Source organism: Sulfurovum sp. (assembly GCF_041562805.1).
GTDB lineage: Bacteria > Campylobacterota > Campylobacteria > Campylobacterales > Sulfurovaceae > Sulfurovum.
In genome coordinates this window covers 1-20,799 of record NZ_JBFFOH010000034.1, presented here as the reverse complement: position 1 = coordinate 20,799, position 20,799 = coordinate 1, and the positions used below count along the sequence as shown (strand labels likewise).

The 20,799-nt window shown below is 38.4% G+C and carries 22 protein-coding genes, 3 tRNA genes and 1 pseudogene; 5 read left to right on the top strand and 21 right to left on the bottom strand.

Going from position 1 to position 20,799, the window contains the following annotated elements; genetic code table 11:
• The 12 genes from rplU to ileS form a co-directional block, all read right to left on the bottom strand.
• Positions 1-233: 50S ribosomal protein L21 (gene rplU / locus ABYK33_RS06250; RefSeq protein WP_373032177.1), on the bottom strand; the 233-nt coding region annotated here is incomplete at its 3' end.
• Positions 234-344: 111 nt separating this feature from the next.
• On the bottom strand, positions 345-734 hold the full coding sequence (locus ABYK33_RS06245) for a RidA family protein (RefSeq protein ID WP_373032175.1): 390 nt from the start codon (positions 732-734) through the stop codon (positions 345-347).
• A 13-nt stretch (positions 735-747) separates the two neighbouring features.
• Positions 748-1,083: a hypothetical protein gene (locus ABYK33_RS06240; RefSeq protein WP_373032173.1), complete on the bottom strand. Its 336-nt coding sequence runs from the start codon at positions 1,081-1,083 to the stop codon at positions 748-750.
• A gap of 37 nt (positions 1,084-1,120) precedes the next feature.
• Positions 1,121-1,795, bottom strand: coding sequence for a ThiF family adenylyltransferase (locus ABYK33_RS06235; RefSeq protein ID WP_373032172.1), 675 nt, complete (start codon positions 1,793-1,795; stop codon positions 1,121-1,123).
• Entirely contained in the window at positions 1,792-2,601 is an 810-nt protein-coding gene (locus tag ABYK33_RS06230) for a carbon-nitrogen hydrolase family protein (protein WP_373032171.1), read from the bottom strand. The genes ABYK33_RS06235 and ABYK33_RS06230 overlap by 4 nt, the downstream gene beginning before the upstream one ends.
• Complete coding sequence (gene xseB, locus ABYK33_RS06225; protein WP_373032170.1) at positions 2,601-2,810, bottom strand: exodeoxyribonuclease VII small subunit; 210 nt, start codon at positions 2,808-2,810, stop codon at positions 2,601-2,603. The genes ABYK33_RS06230 and xseB overlap by 1 nt, the downstream gene beginning before the upstream one ends.
• The gene (locus ABYK33_RS06220) at positions 2,807-3,901 is read right to left on the bottom strand and encodes a homoserine O-acetyltransferase (RefSeq protein WP_373032168.1); all 1,095 of its coding nucleotides are present in this window, start codon (positions 3,899-3,901) and stop codon (positions 2,807-2,809) included. The genes xseB and ABYK33_RS06220 overlap by 4 nt, the downstream gene beginning before the upstream one ends.
• Positions 3,902-4,063: 162 nt before the next feature.
• Complete coding sequence (locus tag ABYK33_RS06215) at positions 4,064-5,323, bottom strand: O-acetylhomoserine aminocarboxypropyltransferase/cysteine synthase family protein (protein ID WP_373032167.1); 1,260 nt, start codon at positions 5,321-5,323, stop codon at positions 4,064-4,066.
• A gap of 131 nt (positions 5,324-5,454) precedes the next feature.
• Positions 5,455-6,900 (bottom strand): IMP dehydrogenase, encoded by a 1,446-nt coding sequence (guaB, locus tag ABYK33_RS06210; RefSeq protein ID WP_373032166.1) that lies wholly within the window; start codon positions 6,898-6,900, stop codon positions 5,455-5,457.
• Between the two features lie 13 nt (positions 6,901-6,913).
• The gene (gatA, locus tag ABYK33_RS06205) at positions 6,914-8,257 is read right to left on the bottom strand and encodes an Asp-tRNA(Asn)/Glu-tRNA(Gln) amidotransferase subunit GatA (RefSeq protein ID WP_373032165.1); all 1,344 of its coding nucleotides are present in this window, start codon (positions 8,255-8,257) and stop codon (positions 6,914-6,916) included.
• A complete protein-coding gene (locus ABYK33_RS06200; RefSeq protein ID WP_373032164.1) occupies positions 8,254-8,379 on the bottom strand; it encodes a hypothetical protein in 126 nt (41 codons plus the stop codon). The genes gatA and ABYK33_RS06200 overlap by 4 nt, the downstream gene beginning before the upstream one ends.
• A complete protein-coding gene (ileS, locus tag ABYK33_RS06195) occupies positions 8,379-11,147 on the bottom strand; it encodes an isoleucine--tRNA ligase (RefSeq protein WP_373032163.1) in 2,769 nt (922 codons plus the stop codon). The genes ABYK33_RS06200 and ileS overlap by 1 nt, the downstream gene beginning before the upstream one ends.
• An 81-nt stretch (positions 11,148-11,228) precedes the next feature.
• On the opposite strand from ileS, the gene ABYK33_RS06190 reads away from it, so the two are divergent.
• The 4 genes from ABYK33_RS06190 to ABYK33_RS06175 all read left to right on the top strand — a co-directional run bounded on the left by ABYK33_RS06190 (position 11,229) and on the right by ABYK33_RS06175 (position 12,069).
• Positions 11,229-11,711 (top strand): CinA family protein, encoded by a 483-nt coding sequence (locus ABYK33_RS06190; RefSeq protein ID WP_373032161.1) that lies wholly within the window; start codon positions 11,229-11,231, stop codon positions 11,709-11,711.
• A gap of 86 nt (positions 11,712-11,797) precedes the next feature.
• Positions 11,798-11,873 (top strand) — tRNA-Lys (locus tag ABYK33_RS06185).
• 13 nt (positions 11,874-11,886) lie between these two features.
• A tRNA-Val gene (locus ABYK33_RS06180) sits at positions 11,887-11,962 on the top strand.
• 30 nt (positions 11,963-11,992) lie between these two features.
• Positions 11,993-12,069, top strand: a tRNA-Asp gene (locus ABYK33_RS06175).
• A 161-nt stretch (positions 12,070-12,230) separates the two neighbouring features.
• Here the strand turns inward: ABYK33_RS06175 and tpx are convergent.
• From tpx to ABYK33_RS06140, 7 genes are all read right to left on the bottom strand, one after another.
• Entirely contained in the window at positions 12,231-12,791 is a 561-nt protein-coding gene (gene tpx / locus ABYK33_RS06170; RefSeq protein ID WP_373032160.1) for a thiol peroxidase, read from the bottom strand.
• Between the two features lie 171 nt (positions 12,792-12,962).
• Positions 12,963-14,255: a histidinol dehydrogenase gene (gene hisD / locus ABYK33_RS06165; RefSeq protein ID WP_373032158.1), complete on the bottom strand. Its 1,293-nt coding sequence runs from the start codon at positions 14,253-14,255 to the stop codon at positions 12,963-12,965.
• A gap of 95 nt (positions 14,256-14,350) precedes the next feature.
• Positions 14,351-15,214 carry a 1-aminocyclopropane-1-carboxylate deaminase/D-cysteine desulfhydrase gene (locus ABYK33_RS06160; protein ID WP_373032157.1) on the bottom strand — a complete coding sequence of 288 codons (864 nt, stop codon included), beginning with the start codon at positions 15,212-15,214 and terminating at the stop codon, positions 14,351-14,353.
• Positions 15,215-15,281: 67 nt separating this feature from the next.
• Positions 15,282-16,355: a class II fructose-bisphosphate aldolase gene (gene fbaA, locus ABYK33_RS06155; RefSeq protein ID WP_373032156.1), complete on the bottom strand. Its 1,074-nt coding sequence runs from the start codon at positions 16,353-16,355 to the stop codon at positions 15,282-15,284.
• Positions 16,356-16,377: 22 nt separating this feature from the next.
• A complete protein-coding gene (locus tag ABYK33_RS06150; protein WP_373032155.1) occupies positions 16,378-16,860 on the bottom strand; it encodes a hypothetical protein in 483 nt (160 codons plus the stop codon).
• A gap of 71 nt (positions 16,861-16,931) precedes the next feature.
• Complete coding sequence (locus ABYK33_RS06145) at positions 16,932-17,537, bottom strand: hypothetical protein (protein WP_373032154.1); 606 nt, start codon at positions 17,535-17,537, stop codon at positions 16,932-16,934.
• A 37-nt stretch (positions 17,538-17,574) separates the two neighbouring features.
• A complete protein-coding gene (locus tag ABYK33_RS06140) occupies positions 17,575-18,420 on the bottom strand; it encodes a peptidylprolyl isomerase (RefSeq protein WP_373032152.1) in 846 nt (281 codons plus the stop codon).
• A 114-nt stretch (positions 18,421-18,534) separates the two neighbouring features.
• On the opposite strand from ABYK33_RS06140, the gene nth reads away from it, so the two are divergent.
• Positions 18,535-19,185 carry an endonuclease III gene (nth, locus tag ABYK33_RS06135; RefSeq protein WP_373032151.1) on the top strand — a complete coding sequence of 217 codons (651 nt, stop codon included), beginning with the start codon at positions 18,535-18,537 and terminating at the stop codon, positions 19,183-19,185.
• Between the two features lie 7 nt (positions 19,186-19,192).
• On the opposite strand, the gene ABYK33_RS06130 is transcribed toward nth, so the two are convergent.
• Both ABYK33_RS06130 and ABYK33_RS06125 read right to left on the bottom strand, forming a co-directional pair.
• A complete protein-coding gene (locus ABYK33_RS06130) occupies positions 19,193-20,236 on the bottom strand; it encodes a phosphagen kinase (protein ID WP_373032150.1) in 1,044 nt (347 codons plus the stop codon).
• A 10-nt stretch (positions 20,237-20,246) separates the two neighbouring features.
• Positions 20,247-20,799 (bottom strand): annotated as a pseudogene (locus ABYK33_RS06125) (polyphosphate kinase 2); the annotation flags it as partial.

Sequence of the window (20,799 nt, the reverse complement as noted above, 5' to 3'; positions counted from 1 at the left end):
CTTCTTTTCTTGTAGATGATAACTTTTTTATCTCTACCTTCATTGATCACTTCACCTTTAACTACAGCACCCTCTACGAAAGGAGCTCCTACAGTTAATTCACCGTTGTCAAGCGCTAGAACTTCTTTAAATTCTACCGCTGCTTTTGGCTCAAGACTCATATTGTCAAAACAGATGATATCACCCTCTTGAACTTTAAATTGTTGGCCACTTGCTTTAATGATTGCGTACATTGCAAACCCTTTATATCTATTGTTTTTTAAAAAGTTCGTGATTATACCCAAAGTTGTTTTAATATTTTTTTAAACTAAACCATTTTCCTCAAGTATTCCATGTATTTGTCTCTAATAATTATAATCTACTCCGGAAAGTGCGATACAATCTATCTCAACAAGTGCATTTTTAGGCAGTGTCTTCACTGCCACTGTACTACGTACCGGCTTATGTGTACCAAAGTAATGAGCATAGATCGCATTCACTTTTTCGAAGTCATTCATATCTGCCAAAAAGATCGTTGTTTTAATCACATCATTAAAGTGTGCCCCTGCTGCTTCAAGTACATAAAAAAGATTTTTCATCACTTGGTGCGTTTGGTTCTCCACATCACCTGCAGCCATCACACCTTCTGGAGTAAGTGCTATCTGTCCTGATGTATAGATGAATCCATTGGCCTCAACTGCTTGTGAGTATGGTCCTATTGCTGCAGGTGCTTCATTTGTTGATATAAATTTCATTTACATGTTCTCCTTAATTTCTTTCATAAAATACATACGATGTTGAGTAGTCAGAAAATTCAAAATAAACTTTTTTCTCACCCTCATCTTGTTTACCGTTAAAGTTTAGATCATCATATCCATACCCATAACGGTAAGGTCTCATCTTGCTATCATTACTCCCATAGGCAGTTGAAAGTTTATCTATCTTGATAAACTTATGTACCAGCTTATCACCGGCATAGATATCAAGTACACCATTTGTACCTGTCCAGTTCTGAAGTGAACGACTCAGACTGTTCTGCGTCTCCTGTGTACATCCGGCCAATAACAAGATCATCGCTGATAGAAGTAATATTTTTAATTTCATGTTGTTCCTTTATATTTTAGCACTATTTATTTTAGATTTAGACCTTTGGCATGCCAAATTTTTGTGTGATCAACTCACCCGCATCATTAAAATAAAGATAATAGAGTTTGTCCGTTGTCACTGAAAGCCCTGCAAGGTATCGTAATGCCAGGTTCGCCTGGAGTGACCCAATATGCATAACAATCGGTGCAGCAATACCGCCTGGTTTATGATCTGAGATATTGAAAACCTGAAAATTAGCTTCATTGAAGAAACAAACCTGTCCGTTAAATTCTTCTACGCTTGCATAGATCCAAGGAGTATTCATCTCTTTAGCGTGTTTATCTATTTCCCCTCTTACTGGAAGGTTATCGGTAGCATCCAGTATCAGATCATATCTGTTTCCCATATCTTTAAATGCATCAAAGTCCATATCAAAAGCCAGTGCTTTGACAAAAGGGTTTTTAGACTCTATAAGTGCTGCTACGGCTTTGGCTTTATTTTTACCTTCATCTTCAAGTGTAAAAGCTATTTGTCTATGTATATTATGACTTGATACTGTATCAAAATCCACCATATGTATCTCACCTATACCTGAAGTACCCAGTGCCATCGCCAATGTACATCCTAAACCACCAGAACCGATAATAGCGATCTTTTTTTTCTCTAAGCTCTGCTGTACAGTTGAACCCCATAGTTGGATCTGTCTGTTAAAGTATTCGCTTTGTGTCATGATAATCCTTCTCGTTCTTTTAATTCTTTTTCAAATCCCCAAGCTTTACGATGTTCTGATACTTCTCTTTTATCTATGACCTCAATCAGCATGGACTCTTTATCTTCAAGCATCATATCTACTTCACCTTCTGGTGAGACAAGCATCGTGTCACCATAGAACTTCCATTTGACTTCATTGTCACTGTATTCGCCTAAACGGTTTGCTCTAAGTATGTAACATCCATGTAAAAAAGCTTTTGTTTTAATGATCTCTCTCCAACGGTTATGAGACCCAAATGTTGAAGCAGTAGGAAGAAGTACAAGGTCTATCTTTTTTTCTGTGACTCTTTGCCAGAAGTGGTCAAAATGAAGTTCAAATCCAGCCATCACCATCACTTTAAATCCATTGATATTGAATGTCATAGGGTCTTTAAGTGGTTTGATCGGATTGGCAAAGAACTTCTTTTCATTCCAGTGTGCATAAGGAAGAAGGATCTGCTGTTCATAATACCTTGTAGTTTTAGGAGTGATCTTAACAATGGTTTTATGATAACCATCTTTTTTAGTAATGATAATAGGTGCCACAAAAACAATATCATATTTCTCGGCAAGATTTTTAAGAAGTTCTGTATGTTTCCGCGTCTGCTCTTTGACCATATTTGGTGACATCGTAGCAAACTCTTTGAAAAAGTGATTGAGTACATATTCACCAAGCAGTATTACATCTGCATCTCTTTGCTTGGCCTGTTTAAGATAAAACTCAAGCCTAGTAGCATTCATACCCAAAGTTGGTAGTTGAAGCGCAGCTACAACAAGTTGTGCCATTATAGAGTATCTCCTACGTTTTGGCCCGCTTGTTCGATGACTGTGATCTTTGTTTTGGCTTCTTCTATAAGTGTTTGTGCCTCTTTAATATTTTTCAAACCCTCTTCATACAGTTTTACTGACTCTTCAAGTGTGATCTCAGGATTCATAAGTTTTTCAAGTAACTCTTTTGAATGTTCTAATTTTTCTTCAAATGTTTCATTTTTCATTTCAATACATCCTTGATATGGTCTTCAAATTTATCTAACTCTACTAAAAAGGCATCATGTCCATAATTACTCTCTACTTCCAAGTAAGTATGTGACTGCCCATTGCGTTGCATCATTTTGGCGATGTGTTCCATCTCTGAAGGGAAAAAGAGATAATCAGATGAAAAACTTATCAAATGTACATTTGCCTTGATACGTGAAATAGCATCATGCAGGGAGTCATATCCACGACTTAAATTAAAGGTATTGATCGCTTTAACTATGTACAGGTAAGAAAGCGGATCAAATATACGTGAAAAGTTATTGGTATTGTACTCCATATATCTCTCAACCTCATAACGTCCGAAAAGCTCAAATAAACCATCGTTGTTGACATAATTACGTCCAAACTTATCATCCATGGAGTCTGGTGCAAGGTACGAGATATGCCCAGCTATACGCCCTATGGCTAAACCATCCAAACCTTCTTCTGCAAATGCACCTTTTTCATAATTACCATGCTTAAATCTAGGATCTCTACGTATCGCTTCTACAGCCACTTTGTTAAATGCAATGGTCCAGGGTCTGGTTGCATATGTAGCAGCAAGAGAGATGATATTATCTGCAAAATTCGGATAATCCACTGCAAACTGAAGTGCCTGCATACCACCCATAGAACCACCCACTATAGCACGTACATGATAGATACCCATTTGAGAAATAAGATGCATCTGTGCACGTACCATATCTTTAATGGTCACTACAGGAAATCTAAGTCTATAAGGATCTTCACTAGGGTAGTTGTTACTCATAGGTCCTGTCGTACCAAAACAAGAGCCTAAGACATTCGTACAGATGACAAAATACTTACTGGTATCGATAGCTTTACCTTCACCGATCAGTCCATCCCACCAACCAGCTTTTCGTTCACCTTCATAGGTACCCGCTGCATGATGAGAACCACTAAGTGCATGACACACTAAAATAACATTGGATTTATCTTCGTTTAACTCTCCATATGTCTCATAAGCGATCTCATACGGTTCTAAGATACGCCCACTCTCTAGATAGAGAGGAGAGCTAAACTGTGCTGTTTTAGTTGTGATTTCCATAGACTGCTTTTTTATTATAGGACACTTTTTGAGCTAAGCCCAAAAAGCTACGTTGTCACTGTGACAACCTCAGCAGTTGGCTCATGCGACTAGTCGCAAATAAGCACAATATCCTACTTAATTATATACTTTGTAGTATTTTATCTAATTTGCGCTTTATAACTATCCAAGTGCTTTTGCCAAATCATCAATAAGGTCTTGTGTATCTTCAATACCCACACTCAGTCTGACAAGCCCACCAGGTACTCCAGCTTCTATCAGCTCTTGCGCTGACAGCTGCTGGTGTGTTGTACTTGCAGGGTGTGTGATGATAGACTTAGAATCTCCAATGTTTACCACAAGTGAAAAGATCTCTGTACTGTCAGCTATCTTCTGTGCAGTTTCTTTGTCTGCAACTTCAAAAGAAAGCAGTCCGCTGTGTCCACCTTTAAAATACTTCTGACCTAATTCATAGTTCGCATCTGATTTTAGTCCCGGATAGTTCACCTTCCCTACTTTTGGATGTGCTTCTAAATACTCAGCTATAGCCAATGCCGAAGAAGAGTGCTGTTTCATACGAAGTGGTAATGTCTCAATCCCTTGAATATATAACCAAGAGTTAAATGGAGAAGGTGCAGCACCCAAGTCACGAAGCAAGGCTAAACGTGTTCTTAATGTAAAAAGAGGCAGTGGCACATCAGAGTATACAAGCCCATGGTAACTTGCATCTGGTTCATTGAAGTGTGCATAACGTGGGTTACCTTTTATTTTCTCAACTAAATTATGGCGTTCTACTATCACTCCACCTATAGCCAGTCCCTGACCTGTCGTATATTTACTTGCAGAGTGAACACTCAAGTCACATCCATGTTCTAAAGGTTTACATAGGATTGGTGTTGCAACAGTATTGTCTACACAAGTCAAAATATTATGTTTATTTGCGATAGCAACGATAGCATCAAAATCAGCCACATCAATACTTGGATTTGTGATGCTTTCAAAAAGAATGATCTTCGTTTTGTCATCTACCAGTGCTTCTATTTCAGAAGGATTACGTACATTAAAATAACGTGTCTCTATGCCAAAACGTTTAAGGGTATGTCCTGTCAGTGTCGTCGTTCCTCCATAAACCTGTTTTGCTACAATAATGTTATCTCCCGCTTCTGCCACGTTGGCAATAGCATAAAAGATAGCTGCCATTCCCGAAGCAGTTCCTATAGCAGCCACTCCGCCTTCAAGTGCTGCAAAACGTTTTTCAAATACATCTGTAGTCGGGTTCATTAGTCTTGTATAAATATTTCCAAGCTCTTTAAGAGCAAAAAGGTTCGCTGCATGTTCTGTGTCTCTAAACTCATATGCTGTACTCATATATATAGGTACTGCCATAGTCCCCTGTGCATCTTTTTCATATCCTGCATGGACCGCTAGTGTTTGTTCGTGCATTAGAATTCCTTATTTAATCATATAGGTAAATTATAGCTTGTGAATACTTGAAGAGAAGTTTTAAAAAAAGAAAAAGATGAATTCTATGTTACCACATTTTTTTGTGGTAACACAGTGAAGTAGTTCACTACTTATGAAGAATAGTTTGGAGACTCTTTTGTAATAGTTACATCATGTACATGACTCTCTCTGAGCCCGGCAGAAGTAATTTCAACAAATTCTGCTTTTTCCCAGAATACTTGGATAGATTCTGAACCACAGTAACCCATAGATGAACGAAGTCCACCTACCATTTGGTGAACGACATCTGAGATACGCCCTCTGTATGGTACACGTCCTTCGATACCCTCTGGTACAAGTTTATCTGCTGCTGTACCTTCTTGGAAGTAACGGTCTGTACTTCCTTTGGTCATAGCACCAATACTTCCCATACCTCTGTACTCTTTAAACTGTCTTCCATTAAAAAGTATCATGTCCCCAGGTGCTTCATACGTACCTGCAAGTGCAGAACCTAACATGACAGAACTAGCACCTACAGCTAAGGCTTTTGCTACATCACCAGAGTACTTGATACCACCATCAGCAACCACAGGAACACCTGCTTTATTTGCCACTTCCGCTACTTCATCAATAGCAGAGATCTGAGGCACACCCACACCTGCAACGATACGTGTCGTACAGATAGATCCAGGTCCGATACCTACTTTAAGTGCATCGGCACCTGCATCTATAAGATCTTGTGCTGCTGAAGCTGAAGCGATGTTCCCTGCGATCACATCTACATCAAGTGTCTTTTTAATGAGTTTAAGTGTATCGATGATACCTTGTGAATGTCCGTGTGCTGAGTCAAGTACAATAACATCTACTCCGGCTTCTACCAACGCAGTTGCACGATCAAGTTGACCTACACCTATAGCTGCACCTACTCTTAAACGACCATGCTCATCTTTATTCGCATTAGGGAACTTCTCTTTTTTCTCGATATCTTTAATAGTCACAAGACCTTGAAGTACATCATCTTCATCTACTATAGGCAGTTTTTCTATCTTATGTTTCTGAAGTACTTTTGCTGCTTCTTCGAGCGTGATCCCTACTCTTGCGGTTACCAAAGGGGCTTTTGTCATCACATCAACGATACTTAAACTCATGTCAGTAATGAAACGCATATCACGGTTTGTAATGATACCTACAAGTTTCATATCTTCATCTACTACAGGTACACCAGAGATCTTATATTCACTCATTAAAGCATCTGCATCTGCAACTTTTTTATCTGGACCTATGAAAATAGGATCAATTATAATACCACTCTCAGACTTCTTCACTTTTGTAATTTGTTTAGCCTGTGTCGCGATATCCATATTTTTATGAATGATCCCGATACCGCCTAAGTGTGCCATAGCGATAGCTGCTTTATATTCAGTTACCGTATCCATCGCTGCTGAAACGATAGGTATATTCAATGTTACACGTTTAGTAAGGTTACTTTTTAAACAAACTTCTTTAGGAAGCACAACTGAATGTTGTGGTACTAGTAATACATCTTCAAATGTCAATGCTCTTTTTTTAATTCTCATATTTTTCCTTCGTTTATTTAATATAATTTACAGCTTTTTCCATGCTTGCAGCACCGTCAAAAAGCGTTTTTTCGTTAAATGCTTTAGCAATGAGTTGTAAGCCTATTGGCATACCCTCATCATCTTTAGCAACAGGTTGTGAAATAGCAGGAAGTCCTGCAAGGTTGATGGCTATCGTGTACATATCACTTTTATACATTTCGAGTGGGTCTCCGGATGCTCCTATCTTTGGTGCAACAGAGGGCGCAACGGGTGAAAGGCTAAGGTCAGCTGCGTCAAAGATGGCATTAAACTCATCTCTGATAAGGTGTCTTACTTTTTGTGCTTTGACATAGTATGCATCATAATACCCTGATGAAAGTACAAAGTTACCAAGTAAGATACGTCTTTTCACCTCTTCTCCAAATCCTTCAGATCTTGTATTATAGAAAAGTTCTTCCGTATTTTTAGACTCAGCTCTTGTTCCATAACGTACCCCGTCAAAACGTGCAAGGTTGGTTGCTGCTTCTGCTGTAGCCAAAATATAATATGTTGCAATATCATATTTTGTATTTTGCATATTTTTATGTACGATAGTATGTCCAGCTTCCTCAAGTGCTTTGACTGTTTGCGCATACGCTTTTTGTGTATCTGCATCTGCCTCAGAGATGTAGTTGTCTATCACTGCGATAGTCAGCTTCACATCTCTATTAATATTATTAGCGATATCTTCTATCTCAAAATTTGCTGAAGTAGAGTCTCTGTCATCATGCCCTTTGATCGCATCATACAAAATAGCTGCATCTTCAACATTCTGTGCGATAGGACCTATCTGATCAAGAGAAGAGGCATAAGATGCTAAACCAAAACGGCTCACTCTTCCATAAGTCGGTTTCATCCCAACTACACCACAGTATGCTGCAGGCTGTCTGATAGACCCACCTGTATCCGAACCCAGTGCAGCAATAGCGATACCACCAGCAACCGCAGCAGCAGAACCACCTGAAGACCCACCAGGTACTCTGTCTGTGCCATGTGGGTTTTTAGTAGGACCATAACAAGAGCTCTCCGTAGTTGAGCCCATTGCAAACTCATCCATATTCGCTCTACCAAATGCCATCATTCCTTTAGATTTAAGGTTGGTGATCGCAGTCGCTTCATAAGGAGCGATGTAGCCCTGAAGAATTTTAGAACCAGAAGTTACAGACCAGTCTTTGACTTGAATGTTATCTTTAATGAGGATAGGCACACCATTACCTGAACTTTCAAAGCCTACATAAGCATTGAGTCCAGACTCTTTTGCTTTTATCTCAAGTTCAGATCTTAGCGCTGCTAATTCTTCATTCGATTTTGTTAACGCTTCTTTTAGTGTTATCACGACTTGCTTCCTTTTCTCTTATAATATTCTACTACTAGCAATCCTACACCCACCAATCCAAATATAAAAACAATCGAACCAATGATCACTTCCATCTGTATAGGTTGAGTCATATCAAACATTAGACAAAATCTCCATTAGCAACAACATTGGAACATCTCTCACAAGCACACTCTTCACTCTCACTTGTAAACCTCCAACATCTTGGACATTTTGAAGCAGTTGCTTTATGTACTGTAAATGTCAACCCCTCAACTTCAAAAGAAGCTACCTGCTCACCATTGCTGCTTGATCTCATAGCTGAGACCACAAACCAGTCTTCAAGGTCTTTACTATCGTTGATGGCAAATGTACTCATATCACCTGCGATCTCAACTTCAAGTGTAGACTTCATCAATTTTTCTTTTTTAAGTTTGTCCACTGCTTCAGAAAACTTTTCACGTGCCGTGATAAGAATAGCATCATCAAAACTTGCTTCCACCTTCGGTACTTCAACATACACAAGGTCAAATACACTTTCCATCTCACCTTTGAAAAGTGCTGGAGCGTATTCAAGTATTTCATCTACTGTGTACGTTAACACTGGAGCCACAAGACCTAACATTGCTTTAGAGATGTGTGCCATCGCAGACTGTGTTGCTCTTCTTACCGGATCGTTTTTATCTTCACAGTAGAGTCTGTCTTTTGTGATATCCATGTAGATACCTGAAAGCTCATTGGTGATGAAGTAGTTAAGCGTTGCAAATCCTCTAAGGAAATCATAGGCATCAAAAGAACTTTTCACTGATGTAAATACTTCATCTGCCTTAGTGAGTATCCATCTGTCCAACTCACCATAAGCGTCATTTTCGACATACGCTTCAAGGTCATCGACATTTGCAAGTAAAAATCTAAACGTATTTCTGATCTTTCTGTACTGTTCAGCAGTCTGCTTCAAGATACCATCAGAGATCTTCAAATCTGACTGATAATCAGAAAGTGCCACCCATAGTCTGAGGATCTCTGAACCATACTCTTTGATAACTTTATCTGGAGCAACAACGTTACCCTTAGACTTGCTCATCTTTTCACCCTTATCATCTACAGTAAATCCGTGAGTGATAAGTGTTTTATATGGAGAGACTTCATTCACTGCTGCGGAAAGGAGCAAAGATGACTGGAACCAACCTCTATGTTGATCAGATCCCTCGATGTAAAGAGACGCAGGATATTCACCCGCATCATAATTACCAGAACTTAAAACTGAATTCCAAGTCGAACCTGAGTCAAACCATACATCCAGAATGTCTTCAATTTTCTCTAAGTCGTCTGCGTTATAACCTGAGTTAGCAGGAAGCAGTTCTGCAATACTCATTGAGTACCAGGCATCTGCACCCTGTGCATCAAATAGAGAAGCTACATACTCTAACACATTCGTATCAAAGATCACTTCTTTCGTACTTTTTATTCTGAAGAATGCGATAGGTACTCCCCAAGAACGCTGACGAGAAATACACCAGTCAGGTCTTCCCTCTATCATAGGTTTTAGACGATTTTTAGATGTCTTAGGATAAAAATCAACACCTTCGATAGCATTGAGTGCGGTATCTCTCAGTGTATCTTTCGCACCTTCTGCTTTGTCATCTATAGAAATGAACCATTGGTTCGTTGCTCTGTAGATCAGTGGTTTTTTCGTTCTCCAGCAATGTGGGTATGAGTGAACGAACTTACTCTCTTTTAACAATGAATCACCCAATATCTCTAAGATAGGTTCATTGGCTTTAAAGATGTGCATCCCAACAAACTCATCTGGGTTAGGAAGAAGGTTTAAACCTTTTACACTTTCATCATAACATCCACGTTCATCTACAGGCATCACTACTTCTAACCCATACTTAAGTCCTACTTTGTAATCCTCTTCACCATGTCCTGGAGCTGTGTGTACACAACCTGTACCACCATCCATAAGTACGTGATCACCAAGCACAACTGTAGAAGTACGACCATTTACAGGGTTGATAGACAAAAGGTTTTCCATCTCAGTCGCAGCTATCTTTCTGCTTGCATGTCCAGAGACGACACCCTCAGCTATCATCGCATCATAACGAGCATCTGCAACGATATGACCATCATCTGTAAGTACATACATTTCTTCAGGATTTAAAGATATCCCTGTATTCGCCGGTAGTGTCCAAGGTGTTGTTGTCCAAATAACAAGTCCTGCTTTACCTTCAAGCCCTAACGTTTCTTTGGCTGCATCAGAAAGTTCAAAATGAACATAGATAGAATAATCTTCTTTATCTTCATACTCTACTTCTGCATCTGCAAGTGCTGTTCTTGCAGCCCATGACCAGAAGATAGGTTTATGTCTTTCAACCAAAAGACCTTTTTGTGCTACTTCACAAAGCGTTCTGTAGATATTGGCTTCAAATTTAAAGTCCATCGTAACATAAGGATTCTCCCAATCTGCAATGACGCCTAAACTTTTAAAACCGTCTCTTTGAATGTCCACAAACTTCGCAGCGTGCGCACGACAAAGTTCTCTGAACTTCTCTGTAGGCATCGCTTCTTTTTTGCTTTTACCCAGTTTCTCTTCAACTTTCTGTTCTATAGGTAAACCATGACAGTCCCATCCTGGAGTCATACGAACGGCTTTACCTTGAAAATAGTTATATTTTAAAATGATGTCTTTGAGTACTTTATTCAATGCATGCCCTATATGAATGTCACCATTCGCATAAGGAGGTCCATCATGAAGTGTAAACATTTCAGCGCCTGCGCGTTTTGTTTTCATCTGCTCATAAATATCGGCATCAAACCATGCATTGTATTTTTTAGGTTCATTGTTTGGAAGATTTCCACGCATTGGGAAAGCAGTTTTGGGAAGGAGGAGTGTGTCTTTAAAATCCATAGTTGATAATACCTTAGTCTTATATTATCCCGTGATTGTATCTAAAAGACCATTAGAAGCTACTTTTGGTACAATTATCTTATGAAAAATATACTAAATACCGTAGAAAAAATCATTCAAAGATTGACAAAAGAACAGCAAACCATCTCTTTTGCAGAAAGTTGCACAGGCGGTCGTATCGCTGCAGCCTTTACAGCTATTTCTGGCGCTTCAGAGGTTCTGCATGGTTCGTGTGTCACTTATTCAAACGATATCAAACATCTTTGGTTGGGTGTCACGAATGAAGTACTTGAAAACCATGGAGCAGTGAGCCAAGCCTGTGTCTCACAAATGTTGGACGGCATCCAAAAAATGGCAGGTTCTGACTACGCTATAGCCGTTTCTGGTATAGCAGGACCAACAGGTGGGACTGAATTCAAACCTGTAGGAACCGTATATATAGGTTTGAAAACACCTTTTTCACAAGAGGTCTTTCATTGTAACTTTAGTGGACCAAGAGAAGACGTTCAAGAACAATCAACGGTGTTTGCAATTGAGAAATTAGCTGAAGTGTTAGAAATTTAAAATATTTCCCATAATTCTCTTGACAATAAAAGGTTTCTGAGCTATAATTCCGTCCACTTATTCAAGTTATGAGTGCAAAAACGTGTGACCTGTTAGCTCAGTTGGTAGAGCAATTCCCTTTTAAGGAATGGGCCCTAGGTTCGAATCCTAGACAGGTCACCACTTTTAAAACTATGGTCGCTTAGCTCAGTTGGTAGAGCGCTACCCTTACAAGGTAGATGTCACAAGTTCGAGTCTTGTAGCGACCACCATGACAATATGTCATTTTTTTCATTATAGGTGCGGTGGTAGTTCAGTTGGTTAGAATACCTGCCTGTCACGCAGGGGGTCGCGAGTTCGAGTCTCGTCCACCGCGCCATTTTTACTCACAAAACAGTATCTCTAATAGTCTATTTTACTCTTTAATTAATAGTTTCAAAACAATTCAATAAATATAATAATCATAAAGAAATAGAGAAAAGTTATAATATGATTTTAAGTATACATTCCCACAAAATACGTGGGAACTAAGAAGATTTATTAGTATGATAAGCGATTTACAGCTCGTATCACTTCATTATAATTAGGTTCATGATGGATTTCCTTGACCACTTCCTTATAGGCTACCTTCCCATTGGTATCAACTACATATACGACTCGGGCGAAAAAGCCTTCTAGGAATACCGGTGAAGAGATCGTTGCTCCATATCTGAGAACAGTGTTAGAATCTTTATAGTCAGACAAAGTCATGACATTTTTAATCTTATTATCTGCACAAAACTTCCCTATGGCAAAAGGTAGATCTTTCGAAATAACTGTTACAAGAACATTTTTCATTTCAGATACTTTGCTATTAAATGCTATGGTTTCAAGTTTGCATGTACTACTGTCAAATGAAGGGAGAAATGCGATCACTTGAACCTTATCTTTTTTCCCACCCACTTTTACTTCAGTAAAATCCTTACTTACTACAGTAAATTCAGGTGCATCATGACCTACTTTTATACCTTTACTATTAAGTGTGACTTCCTCACCTTTAAATGTGACTGTTGTCGCCCATACCACTGAACTTAATAATATCAATGTTAATATATTTTTCATTTCAATCCTTTATATAATTATAACATATAAGTAAACATAATTTCAATACGTAAGCAGTCTAAACTAAATTTTGAGATAGCTAGTTAATATTTATAATGATGTTGGATTAGTAGTTTATGCTGTAGTATAGGTTCCCAAACAATGTTTGGGACCAAGAGTATAAAGGGAAAATTAATCTCTAAGTCTGATCCGTACACTCTCTTCATGCGCGGTCAAACCTTCAGTGTTTGCAATCAGGGCACAAGCACCGCCTATCTCCTGCATCCCCTCTTTACTCATAGAGATAATAGAAGACTTTTTCAAGAAGTTTTCAACACTAAGTGGTGAATAGAATTTTGCTGTTCCACCTGTTGGTAGTGTGTGATTAGGACCAGCAACATAGTCACCTATAGGCTCTGGTGTATTTTCACCAAGGAAAATAGCACCGGCATGTTTGATACTGTCAAGTAAAGACATAGGATCTTTTGTGATAACTTCCAAGTGTTCTGGAGCAATCTCATTCATAAGGTCTATAGCTTCATTCATATCTTGAGTCACGATAATAGCACCTCTTTCTTCTATGGATTTACGTGCTATCTCTTCTCTTGAAAGTGTGCATAAAAATTCTTCTACCTTATCGCTCACTCTATTTGCCAGTTCTCCATCTGTAGTGATGAGGATAGAACTTGCCATTTCATCATGCTCAGCCTGAGAAAGAAGATCAATAGCAATGTAGTCTTCCCTTGCTGTCTCATCTGCAAGTATTCCTATCTCGGAAGGACCTGCGATCATATCTATATTTACTTCACCATAGACTAACTTTTTAGCTGTAGCTACAAAGATGTTTCCTGGTCCCGTGATCACGTCCACTTTTGGAATGGTTTCAGTTCCATATGCCATTGCACCGATTGCCGATGCTCCACCTACTTTAAAGACTTGTGTCACTTTACAAAGGTGGCACGCAGCTAATAGTAGTTCATTAAGCTCATCATCTGGAGCGGGAGTACATACGACTATTTCTTCTACTCCTGCTACTTGCGCAGGAATAACATTCATAAGTAGCGAACTTGGATAGGCAGCTTTCCCTCCGGGGATGTACAGTCCTGCTCTATCTACCGCAGTCACTTTCTGTCCCAAGATTGTTCCATTGGCTTCTTTGTCCATCCATGTTTTTGGCATGAGTTTTTGATGGTAGCTTTCGATACGGTCATAAGCAAGGTGGAGTGCATCACGAAGTTCAGTATCAATATTGTCATAAGCTTTTGCCATATCTTCTGTAGAAACCAAAAGTGCTTCGTCAGAGCTCGGTTCCCATCTGTCAAATTTTGCTATCTGACTTTTAACCGCGCTGTTACCTTCAGTTTGAATCTCTTTAAGTAAGCCTGAAACAATGCTTGTCACACCTTCAATATCCATCTTTCCGCGCTGAAGTAATTCATCAAAATTTTCTTCAAATGTATCGTCACTACTGTAAAATATTTTCACAATATATCCTTATATATTATTGATATAACGTTTTTTGAACAAAGTCCAAAAAACTACGCTAACGCTGTGTTGTCTTCAACAGACAGTTCATACGACTAGTCGTATTTTCTCTTATATCTAGGGAGCATACTCTCATTGCCTAACACACCACCTTGATGGATATACAGTGTAGGCTTAGAAAAGACCTCAGGATGAGCAAGTAATACTCTCCATCCAAGGGGGTCGTAAAGGAGGTCAAACTCCACTCCCGTTTGTTGTTGTAATTTTAGCCAAATTTTGTAGTTTTCTTTATAAAGTTTTCCAAAATGATGTTTTTTATCTAAACTCAATATCACAGGATGATGACTTTCCTCCTCTTCTAACTCTAAAAACTGCTCTTTAAGATAGATCTTATCTCCTACACATGGTGTAGTATATACAGTGTTAGGAGGAAGATATTTCTGTAAAAAAAGTGCTGTTGTTCCAGTGCCCGAAGGTAAAAAAACATTTAACTCTTTCATGCTATTTTCTTTTTTCCATTGCACTATCTCTTCAGCCAATATTTTCACACCATATTCAGCTTCCTTTTGTCGTCCACCCTCTTCTATAAAAAGTACTTTTTTAGGATAGTCATGAGGTACTGTTGCCTCTTCAATGATCTTCATACCATTATCTACAGCAGCCTTATAATTACCATGAGGATGCTCTTTCAAATAATCAGCGATATGATCAACAAAATACTCAAACTCCCAACCTTTCTTTTTCGCTAACACTGAGAGTGAATACATAGCATTAGACTGTGCAGAACCATAAGAGATAAGCTTATGTATATCAAGAAAATCATGTTGGAGAAAATAGTAAAATTTTCGTGCTTTATTACCGGAGAAATCTGGATCTATCAGATCATCCCGTTTCAGATAAAACTGTTGTTCATCAAAAGTGATAGATTCAATGGGAGAGGGAAAGTTTAAAGTTTTCATATGTAGTCTCCCGGGTGCCCGAAGGAAATGCCCTTGGGGTGCAAGCCTGAGAATAATGATCTAGTTGTTAGTTTCTATTTAAACAGTTAAGGTCATCAAATGCTCTTTCAAGTCTAGCAATTGTTGATTCTTCTGCTGCGCGTAACCATTTTCTTGGATCATAATACTTTTTATTTGGCTTATCTTCACCATCCGGGTTGCCGATCTGTCCTTGTAAATAGTCATTATATTTAGCTACATAAGTACGTACACCATCCCAGAATGACCATTGGGTATCTGTGTCTATATTCATTTTAATCACACCATAACCTATCGCTTCTCTGATATCGGAGATTTCAGAACCTGAACCACCATGGAACACAAAATCTACAGGTTTTTTAGCGGTATTGTACTTCTCTTCTATGTATGATTGAGAGTTATCAAGGATCTGAGGTGTAAGTGTGACATTCCCTGGCTTATATACGCCATGCACATTACCAAAAGAAGCGGCAATTGTGAATTTGTCAGACACTTTTGATAGTTCTTCGTAAGCATACGCTACCTCTTCAGGCTGTGTATAAAGAAGTGCATTATCTATCTCTGTGTTATCTACACCATCTTCTTCTCCACCTGTTACACCAAGTTCTATCTCAAGTGTCATACCTATCTTAGACATACGCTCCAAGTACACTTTACATGTCGCAATGTTATCTTCTATAGGTTCTTCAGAGAGATCGATCATATGAGAAGAGAAAAGAGGAATACCATGTGCCTCATAGTGTGCTTCACTTGCATCAAGCAATGCATCTATCCAAGGTAAAAGTTTTCTTGCTGCATGATCTGTATGAAGGACAACAGGTATTCCATATGCTTTGGCTACAGTGTGTACATGCTGCGCACCTGAGATACAACCCAATATAGCTGCTTCATCTTCAGGCAGGCCTTTACCCGCATAATATGCACCTCCACCATTGGAGAACTGAACGATGACAGGAGAATTTACTGTCTTAGCTGCTTCAAGTACAGCATTCACTGAACTTGTGCTCACTACATTGACTGCAGGTAAAGCAAAGCCTTCATCTTTTGCAATTTTAAATAACTTCTGAAGGTCATCTCCAGTAACGACACCTGCCTTCACTACATTTAGAACTTTTGTGGACATTTACAACTTCCTCTTTGTAGAATTATTTTACGTTTATTTTGGCGTTTTTCATCAATTCACCTACCACTTTTTCTTGTGAAAGTTGCATTTTAATGCTATTTTTCACTGCATCAAATGCAGGTATTTCTTGTGTACTTTTAGCCTCTTTTGCTGCTTTTTTCATCTTATTGTATGCTTCTTCTGCTTCTTTATCAGAAATTTCTGTTGTTGACATTTTTTTCTGCATCCAGAAACCTGCAAGTGCAGCTTCTTTCTCTTTATCTGTTAAAGATTTTTTTGATTCTGCCGCTACTAATTTAGCCGGTGCCATCATTTCAATAAGTTGTTTTTTACCATCAGCTGGAAGTTTTTCCCAAGTCATCTTACCTTTTGTAAGAGTGTTAAGCGCATTATTTGCTTCTTCCACAGTAATTGTCATACCGTTAACCGTACCTGCTGTTGCAGCCACTGCATAATGTGTTGTAAGTGCTAATGTTAAACCTAAAATAACAAGAATTTTTTTCATTCTCTATGTCCTTTTGTATTATGTTGTGCGTATTTTACCTAATATTTACCAATTACTAATTAATAAATTCTTTACTCTACTGTGATCTTTGCATCTTTCGTGAGTCTCCCTACAAGAGTCTTCTCGATCATCTGAATTTTCAATTTATCTTTAATACTTTCAAATGGGGGGATACTCCCTGTAGCGTTATTATCTTCTGCTTGTTGTTTTAACTGATTATATACTGCCAAAGCCTGTTCATCAGTGATATTGATCTTTCGTGCTTCTTTCTGCATCCATGAACGTGTGTAAACAGCTTGTTTTTCTTCTTCAGATAATTCTTTTTTTGCAGTATCCAACACTATAACAGGAAGTGCCAACTCTTGAATAAGTCGTGAACGTTGCGCAGGTGGCAAACCATCAAAATTTGTTACTTTACCCTGTGTACGCAGCTCAAGGTAACTATCTGCCTCACCTTTAAGGATCTTCTGTCCATTCACTGTAGCGATCACAGTCTTATCAGACCTACTTTTTTTCTTTACAGGTTTTGCATCAAGATTAAGATTACCCAGATCCACCATCCCTGGTGTCTCATTCGTATTTAACATATTTGTTAAACTATTTTTTAAATCATCAGCATATGCTGTATTTATCACCAAACCAAGTGATAACCCCAACAACATAAAAGTTTTTCTCATATTCATTTCCCTATTTTTTTTATTACTATAAAGATTACTATTTAGTTGTATTCACTTCTTCTGTCATTTCAACAATTTTAGCTTTACTTTTAAGTTCTTTTGCGACTTCTTTGATTTTAGCAGTAAACTGCTGTTGCTTGAGTGAAGTGATAATGTTGTTCTTAACTTTTTCGTAAGAAGCCGGTTTTGCTTCAGTTTTAGTCTCAAGATAGATCACATGGTAACCAAACTGTGTTTTTACAGGCGTAGTTGTTATTTGACCATCTTCAAGTGCCCATACTGCCTTTGAAAACTCCGGAACCATTTGACCTTTGCTAAAAGTACCAAGATCCCCGCCATTTGGTGCAGAAGGTCCTGTAGATTTTTCTTTAGCCAATTCAATGAACTTTGCTTTTAATGCTTCACCCTTGAGTGGTTTTAGTGTATCAATAATATCTTGTGCATCTTTTTCATTTGTAACTAAGATATGCTTTGCATGCATAGATTCAGGCTCCATGAATTTTTCAGTGTTTTTGTCATAAAATGTTTTTGCTTCACTCTCACTTACAATCGCATTATCCATCTGCATTTTCATCCACATGTTGACCAAAAGTTCACCTTTGATCTTTTCCATATTTCTTTTAAATTCAGGTTTTTTATCTATACCCTCTTGTGCTGCCAATTCTGTAAAAAGGACTTTTTCTATGAGTCTATCTGTAACCATTTTTTTCTCAGCAGGTGCAAGATCCATGAAGTTTGCCTGAGGTGCAGAAGCAGAAACAAATGCCTGTGCATCCTGTTTAGTGATATTCTCACCATTTACTGTTGCGAGTATGTCTGAGGCTACTACTGACGATGCCATTACAGATACAGCAAATAGTGAAGTTTTTACTAATTTTAACATTTCGAATAATCCTTAATTACTTAAATTTAAGAAGAAGTATATCCCTCTTGGGTAAATCATTTATTAATGTGCTAATATTCTAGTTATTATTTTATTAGAAGAAGGCAATGAAGTATGGCAAAAGTGAAAAAAGCAACCAAAAAAGAGATAGAAGAGATAAAAAGTATCTTTCTTGAAAACTATCCTGATTCTGTGACTGAATTGGAGTATCGTAACCTTTATGAACTCCTCATCGCTGTCATGCTATCTGCACAGTGTACAGATAAACGTGTAAACATCATAAGCCCTGCTCTTTTTGAAGCCTACCCCAACCCTGTTTCTCTTGCTAATGCCGATCTGGACGAAGTCAAATCATACATCAATACCTGTTCATTTTTTAACAACAAAGCTAAAAATCTCATCAAAATGGCACAAAGTGTAGTAGAGAACTATGGAGATGAGATCCCCTTAGAACGTGATGAACTTGTCAAACTGGCTGGAGTGGGCCAGAAAACAGCCAATGTAGTCATGATAGAGTATGCTGGAGCCAATCTCATGGCGGTAGATACCCATGTATACAGAGTAGCACACCGTTTAGGACTTTCTGATGCCAAAACTGCTATAAAATGTGAAGAAGAGTTAAGTCGTAAGTTTAAAACAGATCTGCATCTGCTACATCAGGCGATGGTACTTTTTGGCAGATACAGATGTAAGGCACTCAAACCTGAGTGCGAAGGATGTTTCATGGAAGCACATTGTAAAACGAAACAAACATTTAAAGTCTGACAATGCGTTAGTGTCGCACTTCACTCAGTGCTTTTTCTGCTTCTATAAGTGCCACCACACCATCATACATATCTTGCACTGCTTCTACTTCTGTGATACCTAAACGACGGCGATTACTGATGTCATATACACCATCTTCACTTTGCGAATGTTCCCCATGAATGCCACGTATCTGTAAATGATATGCATCTGTGATCTTTTTAAACGCTTCCATATCTTTTGCAAGGTTTGGCAGTGCAATATGGACACTTGCTCTCATCGCTGTTCCAAGATTTGTAGGACAGGAGGTGATATAGCCTAAATGATCACTGTAAGCAAAAGAGACTTTAGTCTCGATACTTTTGATAGCAGATACCAAACGGGTAAACACTTCTTTGATATCTCCCCCTTTCTGCATAGAGATAATACGTAACTGATCTTCCTCATTGACCCATACCAGGAAAGTCTTGTCATTGTTGTGATAGATACCTCTGCCTTCAGGCCAATTGCGATTAAGTCCTGCAGCATCAAGAAAACGGTCACCTTCTTTAAACAAGAAATGATCTTTGATCAAACTGTCCTGAACCTCTTTTGACATACCCAGTAAAGGGTAGTATTTCCCTGCCAATTCACCTTCAAGTGTATAAAGTCCTTCAACCACACTTGATTCTACTTGATCTCTCTGTTCTTTTGAAATGCCTGGTCCTAGAGGCATATGGTCAACATTACGTCCCACCCTAATGCGAGTAGAAATAATATATAACCCTTCAGGATCAGGATTTGGGGCATTCAAATCCTCTGGATTCAGATTACTTTTATGTGCATCTTCTTTCCTAAACCCATGATACTCTTCAATGATAGGATCAAAAAGTGCTGCAAAAACGCTATAAGACTCTTGATCTCCCGCATAGACACCTATACCACTGTCTAAATTCTTTACACCAGAATTGATGGCTTGTCCTAGTGTAAAACCATTTGATGTCTTTTTGTTTTTAAGTGCATCAAAGACTTCAGGCGTCAGATATTTGCTTAATAAAGAGTTACAGTCATCTGGAAAATTCGGATAATTCATTGACGACTTTCTACTCATTATGTGAAATTCTGTGATAACGTTCAACGATTTCAGGATCATGATGAAGGTTTATTTTGGCATCCTCTTTACCATCATAATCTATTTTCGAAAGTACATAACGTATAGATTCTAATCTTGCTCGCTTCTTATCATTACTATCAACGATGACCCATGGTGCATAACCTGTATGGGAACGAGAGAACATCTCTTCTTTATAGAAGGTTACTTTGTCCCACATCTCCTGTGCTTTTTGGTCTACTGGACTTAGCTTCCAGTGTTTAAGCGGATTGGTCATACGCTCTTTAAATCTTTTTTGTTGATTCTCTTTTGTAATGGAGTACCACAACTTAATGAGGATGATCCCATCATCGATAAGCGCATGTTCGATCTCCGGTACCTCTTTCATAAATTTTTCATACTGATCAGGTGTACAAAAATCAAACACAGGTTCAACAATAGCGCGGTTATACCAAGATCTGTCAAAAAAAGTGATCTCACCCGGGTTTGGCAAGTGTTGGAAATAACGTTGGAAATAAAACTGACCTGTTTCTACCTCTGTTGGT